Origin of the sequence: Methylobacterium variabile, assembly GCF_001043975.1 — a bacterium.
Taxonomy (GTDB): domain Bacteria; phylum Pseudomonadota; class Alphaproteobacteria; order Rhizobiales; family Beijerinckiaceae; genus Methylobacterium; species Methylobacterium variabile.
The window spans coordinates 20,848-40,051 of the sequence record NZ_LABY01000263.1 but is presented as its reverse complement, the minus strand read 5'-3'; the positions used below and the strand labels follow the sequence as shown (position 1 = coordinate 40,051).

Annotated in this window: 18 protein-coding genes; 10 read left to right on the top strand and 8 right to left on the bottom strand. The window is 71.5% G+C overall.

The window, feature by feature from the left end; genetic code table 11:
* The coding region (locus VQ02_RS30370; RefSeq protein ID WP_048447987.1) for an FAD-binding oxidoreductase at positions 1–792 on the top strand (792 nt) is incomplete at its 5' end.
* Positions 793–829: 37 nt separating this feature from the next.
* Here VQ02_RS30370 and VQ02_RS30365 read toward each other — a convergent pair.
* From VQ02_RS30365 to VQ02_RS30345, 5 genes are all read right to left on the bottom strand, one after another.
* Positions 830–1,693, bottom strand: a complete 864-nt coding sequence (locus VQ02_RS30365; RefSeq protein WP_048447983.1) for an MBL fold metallo-hydrolase — start codon at positions 1,691–1,693, stop codon at positions 830–832.
* Positions 1,694–1,774: 81 nt separating this feature from the next.
* A complete protein-coding gene (locus VQ02_RS30360) occupies positions 1,775–2,803 on the bottom strand; it encodes an SDR family oxidoreductase (protein ID WP_048447982.1) in 1,029 nt (342 codons plus the stop codon).
* A 148-nt stretch (positions 2,804–2,951) separates the two neighbouring features.
* Complete coding sequence (locus tag VQ02_RS30355) at positions 2,952–6,140, bottom strand: efflux RND transporter permease subunit (RefSeq protein ID WP_048447981.1); 3,189 nt, start codon at positions 6,138–6,140, stop codon at positions 2,952–2,954.
* Positions 6,141–6,236: 96 nt separating this feature from the next.
* Entirely contained in the window at positions 6,237–7,370 is a 1,134-nt protein-coding gene (locus VQ02_RS30350) for an efflux RND transporter periplasmic adaptor subunit (protein ID WP_048447980.1), read from the bottom strand.
* Positions 7,371–7,571: 201 nt separating this feature from the next.
* Positions 7,572–7,892, bottom strand: coding sequence for a rhodanese-like domain-containing protein (locus VQ02_RS30345; protein ID WP_048447979.1), 321 nt, complete (start codon positions 7,890–7,892; stop codon positions 7,572–7,574).
* 263 nt (positions 7,893–8,155) lie between these two features.
* On the opposite strand from VQ02_RS30345, the gene VQ02_RS30340 reads away from it, so the two are divergent.
* Positions 8,156–9,442 carry a glycosyltransferase family 4 protein gene (locus tag VQ02_RS30340; RefSeq protein WP_209437085.1) on the top strand — a complete coding sequence of 429 codons (1,287 nt, stop codon included), beginning with the start codon at positions 8,156–8,158 and terminating at the stop codon, positions 9,440–9,442.
* A 123-nt stretch (positions 9,443–9,565) separates the two neighbouring features.
* Positions 9,566–11,008, top strand: coding sequence for an allantoinase PuuE (gene puuE, locus VQ02_RS30335; protein ID WP_048447977.1), 1,443 nt, complete (start codon positions 9,566–9,568; stop codon positions 11,006–11,008).
* A 219-nt stretch (positions 11,009–11,227) separates the two neighbouring features.
* On the opposite strand, the gene VQ02_RS30330 is transcribed toward puuE, so the two are convergent.
* Both VQ02_RS30330 and VQ02_RS30325 read right to left on the bottom strand, forming a co-directional pair.
* Positions 11,228–12,205 carry a glutathione S-transferase family protein gene (locus VQ02_RS30330; protein WP_048447976.1) on the bottom strand — a complete coding sequence of 326 codons (978 nt, stop codon included), beginning with the start codon at positions 12,203–12,205 and terminating at the stop codon, positions 11,228–11,230.
* A gap of 65 nt (positions 12,206–12,270) precedes the next feature.
* Entirely contained in the window at positions 12,271–13,215 is a 945-nt protein-coding gene (locus VQ02_RS30325; protein ID WP_048447975.1) for an alginate O-acetyltransferase AlgX-related protein, read from the bottom strand.
* Positions 13,216–13,306: 91 nt separating this feature from the next.
* On the opposite strand from VQ02_RS30325, the gene VQ02_RS30320 reads away from it, so the two are divergent.
* From VQ02_RS30320 to VQ02_RS30300, 5 genes are all read left to right on the top strand, one after another.
* A complete protein-coding gene (locus tag VQ02_RS30320; RefSeq protein ID WP_048447974.1) occupies positions 13,307–13,831 on the top strand; it encodes a 2'-5' RNA ligase family protein in 525 nt (174 codons plus the stop codon).
* Positions 13,831–14,577 (top strand): phosphatase PAP2 family protein, encoded by a 747-nt coding sequence (locus tag VQ02_RS30315; protein WP_048447973.1) that lies wholly within the window; start codon positions 13,831–13,833, stop codon positions 14,575–14,577. Before VQ02_RS30320 ends, VQ02_RS30315 begins: the two co-directional genes overlap by 1 nt.
* A gap of 74 nt (positions 14,578–14,651) precedes the next feature.
* Complete coding sequence (locus tag VQ02_RS30310; protein WP_048447972.1) at positions 14,652–15,425, top strand: enoyl-CoA hydratase; 774 nt, start codon at positions 14,652–14,654, stop codon at positions 15,423–15,425.
* Positions 15,425–16,381 (top strand): threo-3-hydroxy-L-aspartate ammonia-lyase, encoded by a 957-nt coding sequence (locus VQ02_RS30305; protein ID WP_048447971.1) that lies wholly within the window; start codon positions 15,425–15,427, stop codon positions 16,379–16,381. The genes VQ02_RS30310 and VQ02_RS30305 overlap by 1 nt, the downstream gene beginning before the upstream one ends.
* A 24-nt stretch (positions 16,382–16,405) precedes the next feature.
* Positions 16,406–16,930 carry a prolyl-tRNA synthetase associated domain-containing protein gene (locus VQ02_RS30300; protein ID WP_048447970.1) on the top strand — a complete coding sequence of 175 codons (525 nt, stop codon included), beginning with the start codon at positions 16,406–16,408 and terminating at the stop codon, positions 16,928–16,930.
* A gap of 115 nt (positions 16,931–17,045) precedes the next feature.
* Here the strand turns inward: VQ02_RS30300 and VQ02_RS30295 are convergent, their stop codons facing one another.
* Positions 17,046–17,411, bottom strand: coding sequence for a winged helix-turn-helix transcriptional regulator (locus VQ02_RS30295; protein WP_048447969.1), 366 nt, complete (start codon positions 17,409–17,411; stop codon positions 17,046–17,048).
* Between the two features lie 133 nt (positions 17,412–17,544).
* Here VQ02_RS30295 and VQ02_RS30290 point away from each other — a divergent pair, with 133 nt between their 5' ends.
* Together VQ02_RS30290 and VQ02_RS30285 are read left to right on the top strand one after the other, a co-directional pair.
* Entirely contained in the window at positions 17,545–18,156 is a 612-nt protein-coding gene (locus VQ02_RS30290) for an NAD(P)-dependent oxidoreductase (protein WP_048447968.1), read from the top strand.
* A 23-nt stretch (positions 18,157–18,179) separates the two neighbouring features.
* Positions 18,180–18,830: a DsbA family protein gene (locus VQ02_RS30285; protein ID WP_048447967.1), complete on the top strand. Its 651-nt coding sequence runs from the start codon at positions 18,180–18,182 to the stop codon at positions 18,828–18,830.
* Positions 18,831–19,204: the final 374 nt, after the last annotated feature.

Sequence of the window (19,204 nt, the reverse complement as noted above, 5' to 3'; positions counted from 1 at the left end):
ACCGTGACCACCACCTCCATCACCGCCCCCTCCCCCCTCGCCGCGCTGCGGACGGCCAGGCGCGCCGGCACGCTCCTCTCGGCCACCCCGCTCTCGGGCGCGGTGATGGAGGTGGTGGTCACGGTCTCGCGCGCCCTCGACGTCGCCCCCGGCCAGGCCGTGGAGGTCGCCTTCGCGGGGCTTCCCGCCCGGCCGTACTGCCCGACCCAGCGCATCGACGGCAACACCGAGCTCAACGAACTCGTCTTCCACCTGCGCCGCGACGGCGGGGCGCTCGGCGCCGCCCTCGGCGAGGCGGTGCATCCCGGCCACGCGGTGCGGATCAAGGGCCCGGCCGGCGGTACCCCGTACCGGCCCGGTCCCGGGCGCCTCATCCTCGTCTCGGCCGAGACCGGCTTCGCGCCGATCTGGGCCATCGCCCGGGCGGCACGCCACCTCGAGACCGGCCGCGAGATGGTGGTGGTCGCCGGCGCGAACGACGCCGACGACCTCTACATGCGCCCGGCCCTCGCCTGGCTGCGCGGCACCGGCGTGCAGCAGATCACGCTCGCGGCGAGCCGCGACCGCCGCGGCCAGGCCGACGTGCGCCACGGCCCGGTCACCGCCCACCTGCCGTCCCTGCGGCCGAGCGACAGCGTCCACGTCGCCGGCCCGCCCGAGGTGGTGCGGGCGGTCGAGCGCCTCTGCGACAGCGTCGGCGCCGCCTGCGCCGGCCTCGCCTTCCTGCCGTCGCGCAGCCGGGCCCGCAGCCTGGTCACCCCGGGGGATACGGGCGCGCAGTTCGGGCTGTGACCCAGGTCTGCTCAGGCTTTCGTTCTGCGAAACTTGCTCAGCGCAGCGCGGTGACCTTCACCGGATAGGCGTGCGGCCGGCCGGCCAGCATCGCGTCGATGAGCGCCAGCACCTCTTCCCGCCCAACATTCGCCGCCTGCTCGAACGGCGTCCAGGTCTGGTGGAAGTCGAGGGCGGCGAAGACCGCGCGGTAGCGGGCGAGCTCGGCGTGGGTCAGCGGCACGCCGCGCACGAAGGCCTTGTGGGCCGAGATCGTCAGCGCCTCGCGCGGGTTCTCCGGGTCGAGCTCGAACTTCAGGGCGTCGCCGCAGAACACGATGCCGCGTGCCCGGTCGTGCAGCACGGCGTGGCCGTCGAAATGGCCGGCGGTGCGGTGGAGCGTGAGCCCCGGCAGCGGCTCGAGGGTGTCGTCGTAGGGCCAGGACACCTGGAGCGCTGCGCTCCAGGTGAAGTCGGCGGCCGGCAGGCAGAGCTCCGGGTCGAAGCGGTCCTGGAGCTGGGGCAGCGCGCCGTAGCTGTGGGGATGCGAGGCCGAGAGCACCGTCATGCCGCCGAGCGCGGCGATGTGGTCGAGGGCCGCCTCGCTGAAGACCGGGCAGCCCTCGAAGCCCATGTTGCCCTCAGGATGCACGATCAGGTAGGCGCTCGGCCCGATGCCGGTGACCGGTTCGTTCCAGAACTTCCACACCCCGGGCTCGACCTCGTCCCAGTGGCACGGGAACGAGGCTTGCGCCTCCGCCACGTCGCGGAAGCGCCAGCCGTCCTGCGGCACGACGTGGCGGGCGTCGAGGCACATCGGGCAGCTCGGCGGGGCCGCGAAGTGGCGCTGCCAGAAGCCGCAATTGTCGCAGACGAAGCTGGGAAGCTTGAGGGCGCCCGCGAAGGGCAGGTAACCGGGCACGCGCGAGACCTGATCTGACGGCGGAAGGGTGACGCCCGATATAGGACGGGCCCGGTCTTCGGCGATGCGGCCTTCGCCTCCTCAGAGATGCGGCAGGATGCGGTGCCTGCCGCGGCCGAGCCGGCGCATCGCCCCGGCACCGACGGCGAGCGCCGCCACGCCGCCGAGGCAGAGCGCCGCGAGGCCGCCGACGAGGACGTCGCGCTGCCGGTCGGTCCAGAACTCGGTGCGGGTCGGCGTGGTCTTGTCGGCGAAGCGCCCGTCGATCGCCGCCGGGCCTGGTGCCGGCTCGAACAGGTTGCCGGGCTTGTTGGGCGAAGCCTCGCCGATCTGCGCGTCCCAGCCGCGGGCCATGAACCGGTCGGAGAGCGCCGGCGACGCGACCTGCATCAGACCCATCTGCACCGTCGAGCGGCCGACCCAGATGTCCCGGCGCCGGTTGTGGGCGGCGAACAGGATCGCGTCGGCGCAGAGCCGGGGGTCGAAGACCGGGGCCGGGATGTCCTGCTCGGCGCCGGTGCGGGTACGGGCCCAGCCGAATTGCGGCGTGTTCACCGCCGGCAGGTAGACCACCGTCAGGTTGATATCGACGCCCTCGTGCAGCAGCTCCGAGCGCAGGCCGTCGGTGAAGCCGGTCACCGCGTGCTTGGCGGCGCAATAGGGCACTTGCAGCGGCATCGACCGCAGGCCTAAGCCGGAACTCACCTGCACGATGGTGCCGCGGTTGCGCGTCCGCATGTGGCGCAAGGCAGCGAGCGTGCCCCAGACCTGGCTGAGATAGGTGGTCTCGGTGACGCGCCGCCACTCCTCGGGCGTGATCTCGGGCGCGGGCGCCACGATCGACGACATCGCGTTGTTGACCCAGGTGTCGATCGGCCCGAGCTCGGCCTCGAACCGGTCGGCGGCGGCATCCACCGCCGTCGCGTCCGCCACGTCGGCCGAGATCGCCAGCACGGCGCCGCCGTGCCGGCGCAGCGCGGCCTCCGCGTCGCGCAGGCGCTCCTCGTCGCGGGCGACGATCCCGACCGACCAGCCGCCCCTGGCGAAGGCGTGGGCGGTCGCCAGACCGATCCCCGCCGTGCCGCCCGTCACCACCGCCACCCGCGCCACGCGCACCTCCCACGGCTCAAAAATGCAGCCGGGCAATGCGGAGAGCGGCCGGACGGTTCGGGTGCGGCGGTGACGCACCGCGACGAGAAACGCCCCCGGACGGTGCCGTCCGGGGGCGCTGAGAGAGGCCGAGGATCGGAAGCGGGCGCTACCGCGCCGGCTCCGGCTCGCCATGGTGGTCGTCGACCCCGCGCCAGCGGTTGATCCGGATCAGGATGTTGCGGATCACCACGTAGAACACCGGCGTCAGGAACAGGCCGAAGATCGTCGCGCCCAGCATGCCGAACAGCACCGCGGTGCCGAGCGCCTGGCGCATCTCGGCGCCCGGACCGGTCGCGAAGGCGAGCGGCACCACGCCGAGGATGAACGCGAAGGCGGTCATCAGGATCGGCCGCAGGCGCAGGCGGCAGGCCTCGACGGCGGCCGCGACCGGGCCGCGGCGCTCGCTCTCCTCGATCTGGTGGGCGAACTCGACGATCAGGATCGCGTTCTTGGCCGCCAGGCCGATGAGCACGATCAGGCCGATCTGGGTCAGGATGTTGTTGTCCTGCGCCCGGAACTGCACGCCGGCCAAGGCCGCGAGCACGCCGGTCGGCACCACGAGCAGGATCGAGAGCGGCAGCGCCCAGGATTCGTACTGCGCGGCGAGCACCAGGAAGACCAGCAGCACGCCGAGCGCGAAGACGTAGATCGCCGTGTTGCCGACCGCCTTCTCCTGGAACGCGATCTCGGTCCACTCGAAGCTCATGCCGTCCGGCAGGGTCTGGCGGGCGAGCTTCTCCATCGCGTCGAGCGCCTGGCCCGAGGACACGCCCGGCCGCGAGTCGCCCTGTACCGGGATCGAGTAGTACAGGTTGTAGCGCTGGACGATCTGCGGACCTGAGATGTCGCGGATGCTGGCGAGCGTCCCCATCGGCACGAGCGCGCCGGTGGAGGAGCGCACCTTCAGCCGCTCGATGTCCTCCTTCTCCATCCGGTACTTGGCGTCGGCCTGGGCCCGGACCTGGTAGATGCGCCCGAAGGTGTTGAAGTCGTTGACGTAGGCGCCGCCGAGATTGACCTGGAGGGTCGAGAACACGTTGGCGAGCGGCACGTTCAGCATCCGCGCCACCGTGCGGTCGATGTCGAGGTAGATCTGCGGCGTGTCGTTGCCGAAGGTGGTGAAGACGCGGGTGAGCGCCGGGTCACGGTTGGCCGCGCCGATGAGATCACCGGAGACCTGGAGCAGCCGGGCGATGTCCGACCCCTCGCGGCTCTGGACCTGCATCTTGAAGCCGCCCGCGTTGCCAAGGCCCCGCACCGGTGGCGGCGGGATCGCGATGATCCGCGCCTCCTGCATCGGGGCGGTCTTGGCGAGCACGTCCTGCAGGATCTTGCCCGCCGTGCGGCCCTTGGCCAGCCGCTCGGCGAAGGGCTTGAGCGGCAGGAACATCACCGCGCCGTTGGTGGTGTTGGTGAAGGTGGCGCCGTCGAAGCCGGCGATCACCACGGTGTTGCCGACGCCGTCGATGTCGAGCGAGCGGCGCGACACCTCCTGCACCACCGCGGTCGTCCGCTCGAGGGACGAGCCCGGCGGCAGCTGCACCACGACGAGCAGGTATCCCTGGTCCTGGAGCGGGATGAAGCCCGTCGGCGTGATGCGGGCGAGGTGCAGCACGCCGTAGATCACCCCGGCATAGAGCAGGAGCATCGCCAGCAGCGGCACCAGCCGCCCGGTGAGGAAGCGGATCGTCGCAGCGTAGGCGTTCGCCGTCGCGTCGAAGGCGCGGTTGAAGGTGTTGGCCGCCCAGGCGCCGAACCGGGCCAGGAAGAAGCGCGGCTGGTGGTGCTCGGAATGCGGCTTGAGCAGGAGCTTGCAGAGCGCTGGCGACAGCGTCAGCGAGTTGAACATCGAGATGATGGTCGAGGCCGCGATGGTGAGCGCGAACTGCCGGTAGAACTGGCCCGAGATGCCCGGGATGAAGGCGGTCGGGATGAACACCGCCGACAGCACGAGGGCGATCGCCACCACCGCGCCGCCGACCTCGTCCATGGTCTTGTGGGCCGCCTCGCCGGGCGAGAGCCCCTCGGCCATGTTGCGCTCGACGTTCTCCACCACCACGATCGCGTCGTCGACGACGATGCCGATGGCGAGCACGAGCCCGAACAGCGTCAGGTTGTTGAGCGAGAAGCCGAGCAGCGCCATCACCGCGAAGGTGCCGACGAGCGACACCGGGATCGCGATGATCGGGATGATCGCGGTGCGCCAGCTCTGCAGGAAGACCAGGATCACCACCACGACGAGGACCACCGCCTCGCCCAGGGTCTTGTAGACCTCGTGCACCGACTCGGCGATGAACTCGGTCGGGTTGTAGGCGATCTTGAATTCGAGGCCGGGCGGGAAGTCCTTGGCGAGCGTCTTCATCAGCGCCTGGACCTGCTCGGCCGCCTCCAGCGCGTTGGTGCCGGGGCGCTGGAACACGCCGATGCCGATGGCCGGCTGGCCGTTGAGGAACGACTTCGTCGTGTAGTCCTTCTGCCCGAGCTCGACCCGGGCGATGTCCGAGACCCGCACCAGCCGCCCGTCGGACGCCTTGACGATCACCTTGCGGAACTCGCTCGGGTCCTGGAACCGCCCTTGCGTCTGCACGGTGAGCTGGAACGCTTGGGTCGAGGGCGCCGGCGGCGCGCCGAGCGCGCCCGACGCGACTTGGACGTTCTGCTCCTGCAGCGCGTTGATCACGTCGGTGGTCGAGAGCTGGTAGGAGGCGAGCTTGTTCGGGTCGAGCCAGAGCCGCAGCGCGTATTCCGAGCCGCCGAACACCGTGATGTCGCCGACGCCGTTGAGGCGCAGCAAGGGATCGCGCAGGCGCAGGTAGATGTAGTTGGCGAGGTAGTTCTGGTCGAAGGTGCCGTCGGGCGACAGCACGTGCACGACCATCATCAGGTCGGGCGAGGACTTGCGGACCGTGACGCCGAGGTTGCGCACGTCGCCGGGCAGGCGCGGCTGGGCGACCGAGAGCCGGTTCTGGACCAGCACGTTGGCGATGTCGAGGTTGGTGCCGAGCGCGAAGGTGACGGTCAGCTGCATGTTGCCGTCGTTGGTCGACAGCGACGACATGTACAGCATGTTGTCGACGCCGTTGATCTCCTGCTCGATCGGCGTCGCGATGGTGGCCGCCACGGTCTCGGCGTTGGCGCCCGGATAGGAGGCGCGCACCACCACGGTCGGCGGGACAATCTCCGGGTACTGCGAGACGGGCAACGAGATGTACGAGACGTAGCCGATGATCAGGATGACGATCGAGGTCACCGAGGCGAAGATCGGCCGGTCGACGAAGAAGTGGGCAAAACGCATCGGTGGGCCTCTCGCGCCCTCACGCGGGCGTGGCACCCCTCACGGGGCACTGGCGTCCTGACGGAAGCGCCGCCATCACGGCGGCGCGTCTTTTGTTCACTCGCGGACCGGCGGCAATTCCTTGACCTCGGGCGTGACCTTGGCACCCGGCCGCACGCGGGTGAGGCCGACGATCACGATGGTCTCGTCGCCCTTCAGCCCGTCGCGCACCACCCGGTAGCCGTCGATCTTCGGGCCGGGGCGGATGTTGCGGGGCTGGACGACGTTGTCGGGCCCGAGCACGTAGACGAGGCGCTTGTCCTGGTTGGCCGCGATCGCCTCGTCGGGGATCAGGATCCCGCGATAGGGCTTGGACGCCGGCATGCTGACGATGCCGAACAGGCCCGGCTTGATGAAGCGGTCCGGGTTCTCGACGGTCGCCCGCAGGAGCACGGTGCCGGTCGCCTCGTCGACGCGGTTGTCGACGAAGTTGAGCACGCCCTTGCGGGTGGGCTTCGCCTCGCCGGTCAGCGCCACCAGGATCGGCACCGTGTGCTCGTTCTGGGTCGCCCCCATGCCGATGCGCAGGGTGCCCTGGTAGGACAGGAACGAGCGCTCGTCGACGGTGAAGGAGAAGTAGATCGGATCGAGGGAGACGATCGTGGTCAGCATCGTCTGGTCGGTGATGACGATGTTGCCCTCGGTGACCAGGCGCTGCGAGATCCGCCCGTCGATCGGCGAGCGCACCTCGGTGAAGTCGTAGTTGAGCTGGGCCTGGCGCAGGGCCGCGGTGGCGCTGTCGACGTCGGCCTGGGCGGTGAGCGAGTTCTGCCGGCGCTGGTCGGTGACCTGCTCGGAGATGTTGCCCGACCGGCTCAGCGTCTGGGCGCGCTCGAGGTCGGTCTGGGTGAAGTTCAGGCGGGCCTGGGCCGAGGACAGGGCCGCCTGGGCTTGGTCGAGGGCGGCCTTGTAGGGCCGCCGGTCGATGGTGAAGAGCAGTTCGCCCTTCTTGACCACGGCGCCGTCCTGGAAGTGGATCTTCTGCAGGTAGCCGGTGACCCGGGCCCGCACCTGGACGTACTCGATCGCGTCGAAGCGGCCGGTGAAGTCGTCGTGCTCCACCACCTCCTTCACCACGGGTTTGGCCACGGTGACCGCGGGGGGCGGGCCGCCGGGAGCCTGGGCCCGCGCCGGGATTCCGGCCATCAGCAGGAGCGCCGGGATCACCGCCGCCAGCCTCAGCCTGCGCATACTCACTCTCCCGTTCATCTCGTGCATGCGGCCCGTCGGACGCGCGGAGAGATGGGCTGGCGCCCATCCGCGTCGAGGGGCTGGCCGCGACGGGAACCGCGCCGCCCTCGGCGCGGCCCTCCCGGGGCCGGGGATGTCGAACCGCCCGCGGGCGGGAATGCGGGGCCGGCGGACCGGCCCATGGTCAGCTGCTCGCGTCAGCTATTCGATGGCCTCGCCGGCATTGGCCCAGTCCTTGAACCCGCCGGCATAGTGCTCGGCCAGGGGCACGCCCTGGCTCTGGAGATACTGCAGGGCCCGGGCGGACCGCACGCCGGCCGCGCAGGAGAGGACCGGGCGGCGACCGTCCGCAGCGATCAGCGCCTGGAGCCGCTCGACGTCGAAGGCCGAGAGCGGGAAGGAGACCGAGCCCGGGATGTGCCCGCCGGCGAACTCGTTGGGCTCGCGCACGTCGATCAGCAGGACGGAACCGTCCGCCAGACCGCTCTTCACTGCATCCCGATCCAGATCGACGATCGCCATTGTCTCACCCGAACGTCGACACCTCGCCGACCCGCCATAATAAGCGGCGCGCCCGACGCTTGTCACCGCGACGCGACGGAGCGGTGACGAATGCGATAAATCATCATCGCTCAGCGTTGCAAGAGTGACGATTGCCGCCCGGAACGCCGTCTTGTGCGCTGCCGCACAGGACGGCGCCGGGTTGGGCCGGGACGGGCGGCTGTGTAGGACGGCCGCCGAGCCCGTGTCCGCGTCTTACCCAAGTCCGCGCCTTGAAGGATTCCATGCCCGCGCATCCCGTCGCCTTCGACCTCACCCGCCTCATCACCCGCCTGCGGCACGCGAGCCCGACCGGGATCGACCGGGTCGATCTCGCCTATGCCCGGCACCTGCTGGCGCAGCCGGGCGAGCGCTTCGGCCTCGTCTCCACGCCGCTTGGCCCGAAGGTCCTCGACCGGGGGCAGATGGCCGGGCTGGTGGAGGCGGCGGTCGAGGCCTGGACCGAGTCCGTCGCGGTGGAGGACGATCCGGTCTACCGCGACCTGGCTGCGGCCCTCGGCCTGCCGCCGCCCGGCACGGGCCGCGCCTCCCCGGCCCCGAACGGGGCGCGACGCCGCCGCGAGCGGCAGCTGCGGGCCCGGATCGCGGTTCTGCGGGCGCCCGGCCCGGCGCGCCTGCCCCTGAACACGCTCTACCTCCACACCTCGCACCTGCGCCTCGACCTGCCGGCGCGGTTCGACTGGCTCTACGACCGGCCCGACATCCGTCCGGCCTTCTTCGTCCACGACCTGATCCCGATCGAGTACCCCGAATACGGCCGCCCGGGCGAGGCGGAGCGGCACGGCGTGCGGATGGAGACGGTGGCCCGCCACGCCCGCGCCGTGCTGGTGAACTCGGCGGATGTCGGGCGGCGCTTCGCGGCCCATCTCGCCGGGCTCGGCCGCCCGGTGCCGCCGGTCACCGTCGGCCCGCTCGGGATCGAGGCCGCCTTCCGCGCGCCCAATGGTCCGGCGACGCCACCCGCGCGGCCGACCTTCCTCGTCTGCGGCACCATCGAGCCGCGGAAGAACCTGATCGCGCTCCTCACCGCCTGGCGCGAGCTCAGCCTCGGGCACGGCAACGCGACGCCGCGCCTCGTCGTCGTCGGGCGCCGGGGCTGGGAGAGCGAGAACGTGGTCGACCTGCTCGAGCGCTGCCCGGCGGTGCGCCGGCACGTCACCGAGGTCTCGGGCCTCTCGACCGCCGGGCTGGTGCGGCTGATGGGCAGCGCCACCGCACTCCTGATGCCCTCCTTCGCCGAGGGCTACGGCCTGCCGGTGCTGGAGGCCGCGGCCAGCGGCCTGCCGGTCGTCGCCTCCGACATCCCGGTCCACCGCGAGATCGCCGGGTCGTTCGCCGAGTTCCTGCATCCCCTCGACGGCCTCGGCTGGATGCGGACGGTCGAGGCGCTGGCGGCGCCGGGATCGCCGTTGCGTGCCGAGATGGCCGGGCGCCTCGCCGGCTACCGGGCACCGGGCTGGGACGACCATTTCGCCCGGGTCGAGCCGGCGCTCGCGGCGCTGGCGGTCTGACGGGCCGGTTTTGCGCCGGGGCTGACGCACGGCTAAGGTCGCCAGGATTTTTTCCCCACGAGGCCCTCCCGCTTCGCCGTTGCCGGGTCAGGCGCGGCTCAGGCCTTCATCGGACGCGAATCCATGACCGACTCCTCCTACCCCCGCGACCTCGTCGGCTACGGCCGCACCCCGCCCCGGGCGGAGTGGCCGGACGGGGCCCGCATCGCGGTGCAGTTCGTCATCAACTACGAGGAGGGCGGCGAGAACTGCCTCCTGCACGGCGACCGGGCCTCGGAGGCGTTCCTGTCGGAGATCGTGGGCGCGCAAGCGTGGCCGGGCCAGCGCCACATGAGCATGGAATCGATCTACGAGTACGGCTCGCGGGTCGGCTTCTGGCGCCTGCACCGATTGTTCACCGAGCGGAACCTGCCGGTGACGGTCTACGGCGTCGCCACCGCGCTCCAGCGCAACCCGGAGGCAGTGGCCGCGATGCGCGAGGCGGGCTGGGAGATCGCCAGCCACGGGCTCAAGTGGATCGACTACCGCGACTTCTCCTACGAGGAGGAGAAGGCGCACATGAGCGAGGCGATCCGGATCCACACCGAGGTGACGGGCGAGCGGCCGCTCGGCTGGTACACCGGCCGGACCTCCGAGAACACCCTGCGCCTCGTGATGGAGGAGGGCGGCTTCCTGTACTCGGCGGATTCCTATGCCGACGACCTGCCCTACTGGGTCGAGGGACCGCGGGCGCCGCAGCTCGTCGTGCCCTACACCCTCGACGCCAACGACATGCGGTTCGCCACGCCGCAGGGGTTCAATGCCGGCGACCAGTTCCTCGCCTATCTGCGCGACTCGTTCGACGTGCTCTACGCCGAGGGCGCCGAGACCCCCCGGATGCTCTCGGTCGGCCTGCATTGCCGCCTGGTCGGCCGGCCCGGGCGCATCGCGGCGCTCGCCCGCTTCCTCGACCACGTCGCGGCCCATGACGGCGTGTGGGTGACCCGGCGCATCGACATCGCCCGGCACTGGGCGCGACACCACGCGCCCGCCGGCCTGACCCCGAGCCGGATGGGCCGCGCCCTGTTCGTCGAGGCCTTCGGCGACGTGTTCGAGCATTCGCCCTGGGTGGCGGAAGGCGCGCACAACGCGGGGTTCTCCGCGATGCAGGACAGCGCCGACGGCCTCCACGCCGCCATGGTCGAGGTGATGCGGGGAGCCGAGCCGGAGCGGCAGCTGGCCCTCATCCGCGCCCATCCCGACCTCGCCGGCCGCGTCGCCGCCGCCGACCTCGCGCCGGAATCCCGGGCCGAGCAGACCTCGGCCGGGCTCGACGCCCTCGACCAGGAGGGTCGCGCCCGCTTCCTCGACCTCAACGAGCGCTACCGCGCCCGCCACGGCTTCCCGTTCGTGATGGCGGTGCGGGGCAAGGGGCCGGATGAGATCCTGGCTCAACTCGCCGAGCGCCTCGACACCCCGCCCGACGCGGAGCAGGCCCGGGCGCTCGCCGAGATCGAGACCATCGCGCTGCTGCGGCTGCGGCAGAGGCTGCCGTCGCTGCCGGACGTGTTCTCGGCAACGGCGTAAGCATCGCCATCGAGAGCTGGCACCCTCCACCGTCATCCCGGGGCCGCGCAGCGGAACCCGGGATCCATAACCGCTGACGGTGCAGGATGAGGCGGAACGCAGCCCGCCCTCTTCGCGACCGTGAGCGGTTATGGGTTCCGGGTTCTCGCCTTCGGCGAGCCCCGGAATGACCTTGTGAGATGGATGCCTCGCGGCAGGACGGATGGGTTCAATCGCTTGTCAGGCTTTGAACCGCTCCGCCCGTCCGTGGGGCGCATCGTAGTCCAGCACCGGCCCGAGCGGCACGATGCCGGTCGGGTTGATGGTCGGGTGGCTCTCGTAATAGTGCCGCTTGATGTGGGTGAGGTCGACGGTCGGGGCGACGCCGGGGGTCTGGTAGAGGTCGCGCAGGTAGGGCGCGAGGTTCGGGTAATCGGCGATCCGGCGCAGATTGCACTTGAAGTGCCCGACATAGACCGGATCGAACCGCACCAGCGTGGTGAACAGCCGGATGTCGGCCTCGGTCAGCCGGTCGCCCATCAGGTAGCGGCCGGTGCCGAGCCAGGCATCGAGGGCGTCGAGCTCCTCGAACAGCGCCGTCACCGCCTCCGCATAGGCCTCCTGGGTCGTGGCGAAGCCGGCCTTGTAGACGCCGTTGTTGACCCGGTCGTAGACCCGGGCGTTCACGGCATCGATTCCGGAGCGAAGATCGTCCGGGTAGAGGTCCGGACCGGAGGCGCCGAATGCCCCGTTCAGCATCCGGATGATCTCCGCCGACTCGTTCGACACGATGGTGCCGCGGACCTTGTCCCACAGGACCGGCACGGTGACGCGGCCGCTGTAGTGCGGGTCGGCCTTGAGGTAGACCTCGTAGAGCCGGCTCGCGCCGTTGACGATATCCGGGCCGGCGCCGGGGCTGTCGCCGAACACCCAGCCCTCGCGGCCCATGTGGGGGTCGACCACCGTGACGGTGATCGCGTCCGCGAGCCCCTTGAGGGCCCGCACGATCAGGGTGCGGTGCGCCCAGGGGCACGCGAGCGAGACGTAGAGGTGGTAGCGCCCTTCCTCGGCCGGGAAGCCGCCCTCCCCGCTCGGGCCCGCCGCGCCGTCCGGCGTGACCCAGTTGCGGAAGGCCGCGTCCTTGCGCACGAAGCGCCCGCCGGTCTCCTTGGTGTCGAACCACTTGTCGTGCCAGACGCCGTCGACCAGAAGCCCCATCGTGTCCTCCCTCGCTCGTCCGCTCGCGAAGGTGGGGCGGGAGGGGGCGACTGCCCAGGGGCCGGTCAGATCGGCTCCGCCGCCGCGCCGTCGAGCCGGGCGAGGCGCGCGGTCCCCGCCGACACGACGTCGAACCCGTCCACCGGCACCCGGGCGAGGAAGCGCTCCGCCACCTCGACGAGCAGCAGGTGCGGCCGCACCCGCTCGACGTAGGACCAGTCGAGGCTCGCCGACCAGACGAAGTGCAACTCGCGAAAGCTCTCCGCCAGGAGCCCGGTGAGGAAGATTGGGTGGAAGTGCGAGCAGGAATCGCCGAACAGCATCAGGGTCCGGGGATCGGCCGCGGGGCTCGCGTTGCGGAAGACCACGTGGGCGCCGGCATGCAGGTCGGCGGCCCGGCCCCGCGCCTCGTAGGCCTCAACCAGGGGGTTGGCGTAGACCCGCACCGCGTCGCGCTGGACCTGGTAGACCCGCATGGTCTCGGTCGGCGCCGGGTCGAGCTTGGCGCCGAGGTCGCGCACGCCGTCGTGGTCGTGGAACGGCCGCGTCGCGATGTCGGCCGGCACCGCGGCGCCCAGCGCCCGCATGATCTCCCCGAAGGCGAGGCGGCAGCCCTCCTGGCTCCAGTGGGTGTCGGTGCGAAGATAGAGCGGCGGCTCGGCGTCCCGCGCCGCCCGCAAGGGGCCGACGAGGTCGATCCAGGCCCGGGCGGCGGGCGAGCGGGCGAGGCGCGCGCCGAGGCGGCGGGCCGGCGACAGTGCCGGATCGATGACGAGCCCGTCGAGGCGGTCGTCGTAGATGCTGAGCTTCTCCGGCACCACGACGTGGAAGGCGCGCATGCCCAGCGCCGCGGCCCTGGCGCTCCGGGCCTCGATCAGCCGGCGCCAGCGCCACAGCCGCCAGGCCATGCTCAAGCTCGCCCGGTATTGCTGCCGCACCCGGTTGGTGCCGCCGGTCAGGAAGAGCCAGCCGTCCCGGCCGAGATGGACCATGTCGGTGCTGTCGCGCATGGCGCCGTGTAGCGGGCCGGGATCGACCTGAACAGCGGCGAGCGCCGCGGACCCTGGCCAATCCCGGCCGCCGCGCCATTTCGCCGGAAGGATGCCGCAAGATTCCCCGATCCCGCCCCTGATCCTCACCCTGGAGCTCGACGAGGCCGCCTTCGCGGACTTCGACGGCCAGCGCCGCCGCCACTTCCCGGAGGCGCTCAACCGCATCCCGGCCCACGTCACCCTCTTCCACCACCTGCCGGGGGAGGAGGAGCGCGGTGTCGTCGAGACCCTGGCCGCGGAGGTGCGCGCCGAGGGGTCGATGCCGGTTGCCGTCACGGGCCTGCGCTTCACCGGCCGCGGCGTCGCCTACGCGCTCGAATCCTCCCGCCTCTCGGCCCTGCGCGGGCGCCTCGCGGCGGCCTTCGCACCCTGGCTGACGGCGCAGGACCGGCAGGGCTACCGGCCCCACGTCACGGTCCAGAACAAGGTTTCGCCCGAGGAGGCCCGGGCGCTCCACCGCGAGCTCGAGGCCGCCTTCGTGCCGCGCGAGATCGCGGGCACCGGCCTGCTGCTGTGGCGCTATCTCGGCGGTCCCTGGGAGGCCCGGGGCCGCTTCCGGTTCGGAGGCGCCTGATGCGGGAGATCCCGATTCCCTTCCAGCGCCACGCCACCGCGGTCTGGCGGCGCCTGCGCCTCAACGAGATCGGGCCGCTCGCCTCGCTGCTCGCCGTCAGCCTGTTCGGCTTCGGGTTCGTGAAGCTCGCCGGCGAGATCCGGGACGGCGACTCCTTCAGCTTCGACGACCGCCTGCTCCTCGCCCTGCGGGTGCCGGGCGACCTCGCCAAGCCGATCGGTCCGCACTGGCTGCCGGAGACGATGCGGGACATCACCGCCTTCGGCAGCGTGTTCGGCATCGTCTACGTCACCGCCTGCGTGGTGCTCTACCTCGCGATCACGGCGCGCCGCCGCGCCGCCGTGTTCGTCGTGGTGGCGATCGGCGGCGGCGAGATCCTGTCGACGGGGCTGAAGCTCTTCTTCCATCGGCCGCGGCCGGACCTGGTGCCCCACGGCATGGAGACCTTCACGGCGAGCTTCCCGAGCGGCCACGCCATGCTGTCGGCGATCGCCTACCTGACGCTGGCGATCCTGCTCGCCCGGGTCGAGCGCTCGCGGCGGGTGAAGCTCTTCGTGATCGGTCTCGGGGTCGTCACCACGCTCCTCGTCGGCGCGAGCCGGGTCTATCTCGGCGTCCATTGGCCGAGCGACGTGCTGGCCGGCTGGTGCATCGGTGCGGCCTGGGCCTCGCTCTGCTGGTTCGTCGCCCTCCAGCTCCAGCGCCAGGACGTGGTCGAGGCGCCCGACCCGCCGCCGCCGGCCTGAAGCGCTCACGCGGGCGCTTGCGCGTCGCGCTGCCCTCCCCTAGCCAAGCAGGCGAGACGAGCGGGAGGAACGCCGTGGACTACGAGAACATCCGGGTCGAGACGCGCGGGCGGGTGGCGCTCATCACCCTGCACCGCCCGGCGGCGCTGAACGCCCTGTGCAACGCGCTGATCGCCGAGCTGAACCACGCGCTCGACGGCTACGAGCGCGACGACGGCATCGGCTGCATCATCATCACCGGCTCGGAGAAGGCTTTTGCCGCCGGCGCCGACATCCGCGAGATGCAGGACCGCACCCACCCCGAATTCTACATGGCCGACCCGTTCGGCGAGTGGGACAAGGTCGGCCGGCGCCGCAAGCCGATCATCGCCGCGGTGGCGGGCTACGCGCTCGGCGGCGGCTGCGAGCTGGCGCTGATGTGCGACTTCATCCTGGCGGCCGACACCGCGAAGTTCGGCCAGCCCGAGATCAAGCTCGGCGTCATCCCCGGCGCCGGCGGCACCCAGCGCCTGACCCGCGCCGTCGGCAAGGCCAAGGCGATGGAGCTGTGCCTCACCGGCCGGATGATGGATGCCGCGGAGGCCGAGCGCTCCGGCCTCGTCGCCCGGGTGGTACCGGCGGTCACGCTCCTCGACGAGGCGATGAAGGCGGCCGAGACCATCGCGTCGATGTCGCTGCCCGCCGTGATGGTGGCCAAGGAGAGCGTCGACCGGGCCTTCGAGACCACGCTGACCGAGGGCATCCGCTACGAGCGCCGGGTCTTCTACGGCCTGTTCGCCACCCACGACCAGAAGGAAGGCATGAGGGCCTTCGTCGAGAAGCGCAAGCCGAACTTCGAGAACCGCTGATGAGCCTCACCTACGCCGACGTCGAGGCAGCGGCCGGGCGCCTCAAAGGCATCGCCCACCGCACCCCGGTGCTCACCTCCCGCACCGCCGACGCGCGGACGGGCGCGACGCTGTTCTTCAAGGCCGAGCCGCTGCAGCGCGCCGGCGCCTTCAAGTTCCGGGGCGCCTGCAACGCCATCGCGGCGCTCTCGCCCGAGCAGCGCAAGCGCGGGGTGCTGGCCTTCTCGTCGGGCAACCACGCCCAGGCGATCGCTTATGCGGGCGCGCTCCAGGGCGTGCCGACGGTGATCGTGATGCCGCACGACGCCCCCGCCATCAAGGTCGCGGCCACCCGCGGCTACGGTGCCGAGATCGTGGTGTACGACCGCTACAAGGAGGACCGCGAGGCGGTGAGCCACCGGCTCGCCGAGGAGCGCGGCCTGTCGGTGATCCCGCCCTACGACCACCCGGACGTGATCGCCGGCCAGGGCACGGCGGCGCGTGAGCTGATCGAGGAGGTCGGGCCGCTCGACGTGCTCCTCGTCTGCCTCGGCGGCGGCGGGCTGCTCGCCGGCTCGTGCCTCGCGGCCCGGGCGCTGTCGCCGGAGGTCGAGATCTGGGGCGTCGAGCCCGAGGCCGGCAACGACGGTCAGCAATCGCTCGCGAAGGGCGAGGTGGTGCGCATCCCGGTGCCGGTCTCGATCGCCGACGGGGCGCTGACCACGCATCTCGGCCAGCACACCTTCCCGATCATCCGGCGCGAGGTCGCCGGCATCGTGACCGCGACGGACGCGCAGCTCGTTTCGGCTATGCGCTTCTTCGTCGAGCGGATGAAGCTCGTCGTCGAGCCGACCGGCTGCCTCGCGGCGGCCGCGGCCTTCGAGGGCGCGGTGCCGGTCGCGGGCAAGCGCGTCGGCGTGATCCTGTCGGGGGGCAATGTCGATCCGGCGGCGCTCGCCCGCCATCTCGCCGCGTGAGCCGGGCCGGATGAGCCAACTCGCATGAGTGCTGCGACCCCGGAGGAGCTGTTCTCGTTCCTCGACCGCCTCGGCATCGCCCACGCCACCGTGGAGCACGTCCCCGTGCACACGGTGGCGGAATCCCGCGACCTCAAGTCGGCGATGCCGGGCGGGCACTCGAAGAACCTCTTCCTCAAGGACAAGCGCGGCCGGCTCTTCCTCGTGGTCGCGGAAGCCGAGGCGCGGATCGACCTGAAGCGCCTGCACGGGCCGCTCGGCGCCACCGGCCGCCTCTCCTTCGGCTCGCCAGAGCTGCTCTGGGAGCGCCTCGGCGTGCGTCCCGGCTCGGTGACGCCGTTCGGGCTCGTCAACGATCGCGACCGTACGGTCGCGGTGATCCTCGATGCCGGGCTGATGGCCCACGACCCCGTCAACTTCCACCCGCTCCACAACGGCGCCACCACGGCGGTCGCGCCCGGCGACCTAGTACGCTTCCTCGAGGCGACCGGGCACCCGCCGCGGGTGATGGCGCTGCCGGAGCCGGCGGGGGAGGACGAGGCGGGGTAGGTCACACCGGCGGACCTGATCCCAATCGGCCAGGATGCCGATGCATCTCGAACTCTCGACACCAAGCCCGAGTGAGGGCCCGGGTGCATCGGGGATCGTCCGACGAGCTCGTCCCTCACGCCGCTCCCTGCCGCCGCGCCGCCAGGATCGCCGCGTGGTTCGCCTCCGCCCAGCGGATCAGCTCCCGCAGCGGCGCGAGGAACGAGCAGCCCAGCGCCGTCAGCCGGTACTCGACCCGGGGCGGCACCTCGGCGTGGACCTCCCGCGCCACGAAGCCGTCCTGCTCGAGTCGGCGCAGGGTCTTCGACAGCATCTGCTTCGAGATGTCGCCGATTTCCCGCTCGAGCTGGCTGAAGCGCTTCACCTCCGGCTCCAGTGCGGCGAGCACCAGCAGGCTCCACTGATCGCCGATCCGGTCGAGGACGTCGCGGATCGGGCAGGAAGTGTCAGAGGTGTCGTCCGGCCTGCATCGGTGGAGCACTTGGTCATTCCTTTGGTCATTGCGCGCTGACCTAGTCCCGAGGCGATGACGTCTTGCGCAGCCGATCGCGGAGGGCTAGCTCTCAATGGTCTGGAAAGTAGACCAGATCGCGAAACCACACAAAGGTATCATCATGGCCAGGGTTGCCGTCATCGGCGCGACCGGGAACGTCGGCACGCGTCTCGTCAAGGAACTCGCGGCGCGGGGGCATCGCGTCACGGCGATCGCCCGCAATCCCGCGGGGAGCGCCCTCCCCGACGGCGTCGAGGCGGTTGCCGGCGACGTGCGCGATCCCGCGGGCCTGAGCCGCTTGCTCGCCGGGCACGACGCGGTGGTCAGCGCCGTGCGCTTCGGCGACAGCGACCCCGCGGCGCTGATCGACGCGGTGCGTGCCTCCGGAGTGACGCGCTACCTCGTGGTCGGCGGCGCCGGCTCGCTCGAGGTCGCGCCGGGGCAGCGGCTGGTCGACCAGCCGGACTTCCCCGCCGCCTACAAGGAGGAGGCACTGCGCGGCGCGGTCTTCCTCGACGCGTTGCGCGCCGTGACCGACCTCGACTGGACCTTCCTGTCGCCCTCGGCGCTGATCGGACCGGGCGAGCGCACCGGCCGCTTCCGCCTCGGACGCGACAGCCTGCTCGTCGGCGAGGACGGCAGCCGGATCTCCTACGAGGACTATGCGGTGGCCCTCGTCGACGAGATCGAGCGCCCGGCCCACATCCGCCAGCGCTTCACCGTGGGCTACTGACGGGACGAGCGAGGCGAGGGACCATGACCGATCGGATCACCGTGACCTGCCTGTACGATCCGCTCTGCGGCTGGTGCTACGGCGCCCATCCGGCGCTGGCCTGGCTGCACAGCCGCGATGACGTGGCCCTCGCCCTGTTGCCCGTCGGGCTGTTCGCCGGCCGGGGCGCCTTCCCGATGGATGCGGGTTTCGCCGCGCACGCCTGGTCGGCCGACCAGCGCATCGCTGCGCTCACGGGCCAGCCCTTCGGCGAAGCCTACCGGACGCGTGTGCTGGGCGCGCGCGGCGGCAGGGTCGATTCGGGGCCGGCGACCCTGGCGCTCACCGCGGTCCACCTCACCGCACCCGACAGGGAGCAGGAGGCCGCCGCGGCGATCCAGGCGGCGCGCTACGTCGCGGGCCGCGACATCGCCGATTTCGCCACCCTGGCGGAGGTCCTGGACGGGCACGACCTCGCGCCCGCCGCCCTCCGCCTGCGCGAGGCCGACGCCGCGCTGCACGACGCGGCCGCCCGCCGCATGGCAGAGGGACGCGCGGCGATGGCGCGGCACGGCCTGCACGGCGTGCCGGCCCTCGTGGTCGGCGGCGAGACAGGTCGGGGTCTCGACGGCACGCACCTGTTCGGCGATCGCGGCGGCCTCCTGCGCGCGCTGCGGGGCGCGGCGGGCGGCTAAGCAGGTTTCGCGAGAGCGGCCGCCGGTCTTGCGGCAAAAACCTCCGACACAACAAGACGCTAAGCGGACGAAGCGTTTGCCTGCCACGGTACACGACAGTGAGATAAGGCTAAGCTTCACCACTCAGACAGCCCGTTTTCCGCCTCTCCCCCCTTTCCCGGACGACTGGAACGAAGTGGAAGGAGATCCGGGATCCAGCGCAAAAAGGCGCGAAGCGTCTGTGTCCCTGTAACGGTGCCGCCAAGGAGCCGCCTCGCGGCACTTCCTCTGCTGGATCCCGGATCCTCCTTCCGCTGACACTGCAGTCGTGCAGGCCCGTTCCGGGCCCGGAAAGGGATTGGGGAGCCTGAAAGGGCCACTGTCGGGTATCGTGT

What these genes read in the sequence shown, in the direction of transcription:
- VQ02_RS30285 (WP_048447967.1), top strand. Translation starts at nt 18,180, where the DNA reads ATGACCGATCGGATCACCGTGACCTGCCTGTACGATCCGCTCTGCGGC.
- VQ02_RS30290 (WP_048447968.1), top strand. Translation starts at nt 17,545, where the DNA reads ATGGCCAGGGTTGCCGTCATCGGCGCGACCGGGAACGTCGGCACGCGT.
- VQ02_RS30330 (WP_048447976.1), bottom strand. Translation starts at nt 12,205, where the DNA reads ATGGGGCTTCTGGTCGACGGCGTCTGGCACGACAAGTGGTTCGACACC.
- VQ02_RS30340 (WP_209437085.1), top strand. Translation starts at nt 8,156, where the DNA reads ATGCCCGCGCATCCCGTCGCCTTCGACCTCACCCGCCTCATCACCCGC.
- VQ02_RS30355 (WP_048447981.1), bottom strand. Translation starts at nt 6,140, where the DNA reads ATGCGTTTTGCCCACTTCTTCGTCGACCGGCCGATCTTCGCCTCGGTG.
- VQ02_RS30350 (WP_048447980.1), bottom strand. Translation starts at nt 7,370, where the DNA reads ATGCGCAGGCTGAGGCTGGCGGCGGTGATCCCGGCGCTCCTGCTGATG.
- VQ02_RS30320 (WP_048447974.1), top strand. Translation starts at nt 13,307, where the DNA reads ATGCCGCAAGATTCCCCGATCCCGCCCCTGATCCTCACCCTGGAGCTC.
- VQ02_RS30345 (WP_048447979.1), bottom strand. Translation starts at nt 7,892, where the DNA reads ATGGCGATCGTCGATCTGGATCGGGATGCAGTGAAGAGCGGTCTGGCG.
- VQ02_RS30300 (WP_048447970.1), top strand. Translation starts at nt 16,406, where the DNA reads ATGAGTGCTGCGACCCCGGAGGAGCTGTTCTCGTTCCTCGACCGCCTC.
- puuE (WP_048447977.1), top strand. Translation starts at nt 9,566, where the DNA reads ATGACCGACTCCTCCTACCCCCGCGACCTCGTCGGCTACGGCCGCACC.
- VQ02_RS30325 (WP_048447975.1), bottom strand. Translation starts at nt 13,215, where the DNA reads ATGCGCGACAGCACCGACATGGTCCATCTCGGCCGGGACGGCTGGCTC.
- VQ02_RS30305 (WP_048447971.1), top strand. Translation starts at nt 15,425, where the DNA reads ATGAGCCTCACCTACGCCGACGTCGAGGCAGCGGCCGGGCGCCTCAAA.
- VQ02_RS30315 (WP_048447973.1), top strand. Translation starts at nt 13,831, where the DNA reads ATGCGGGAGATCCCGATTCCCTTCCAGCGCCACGCCACCGCGGTCTGG.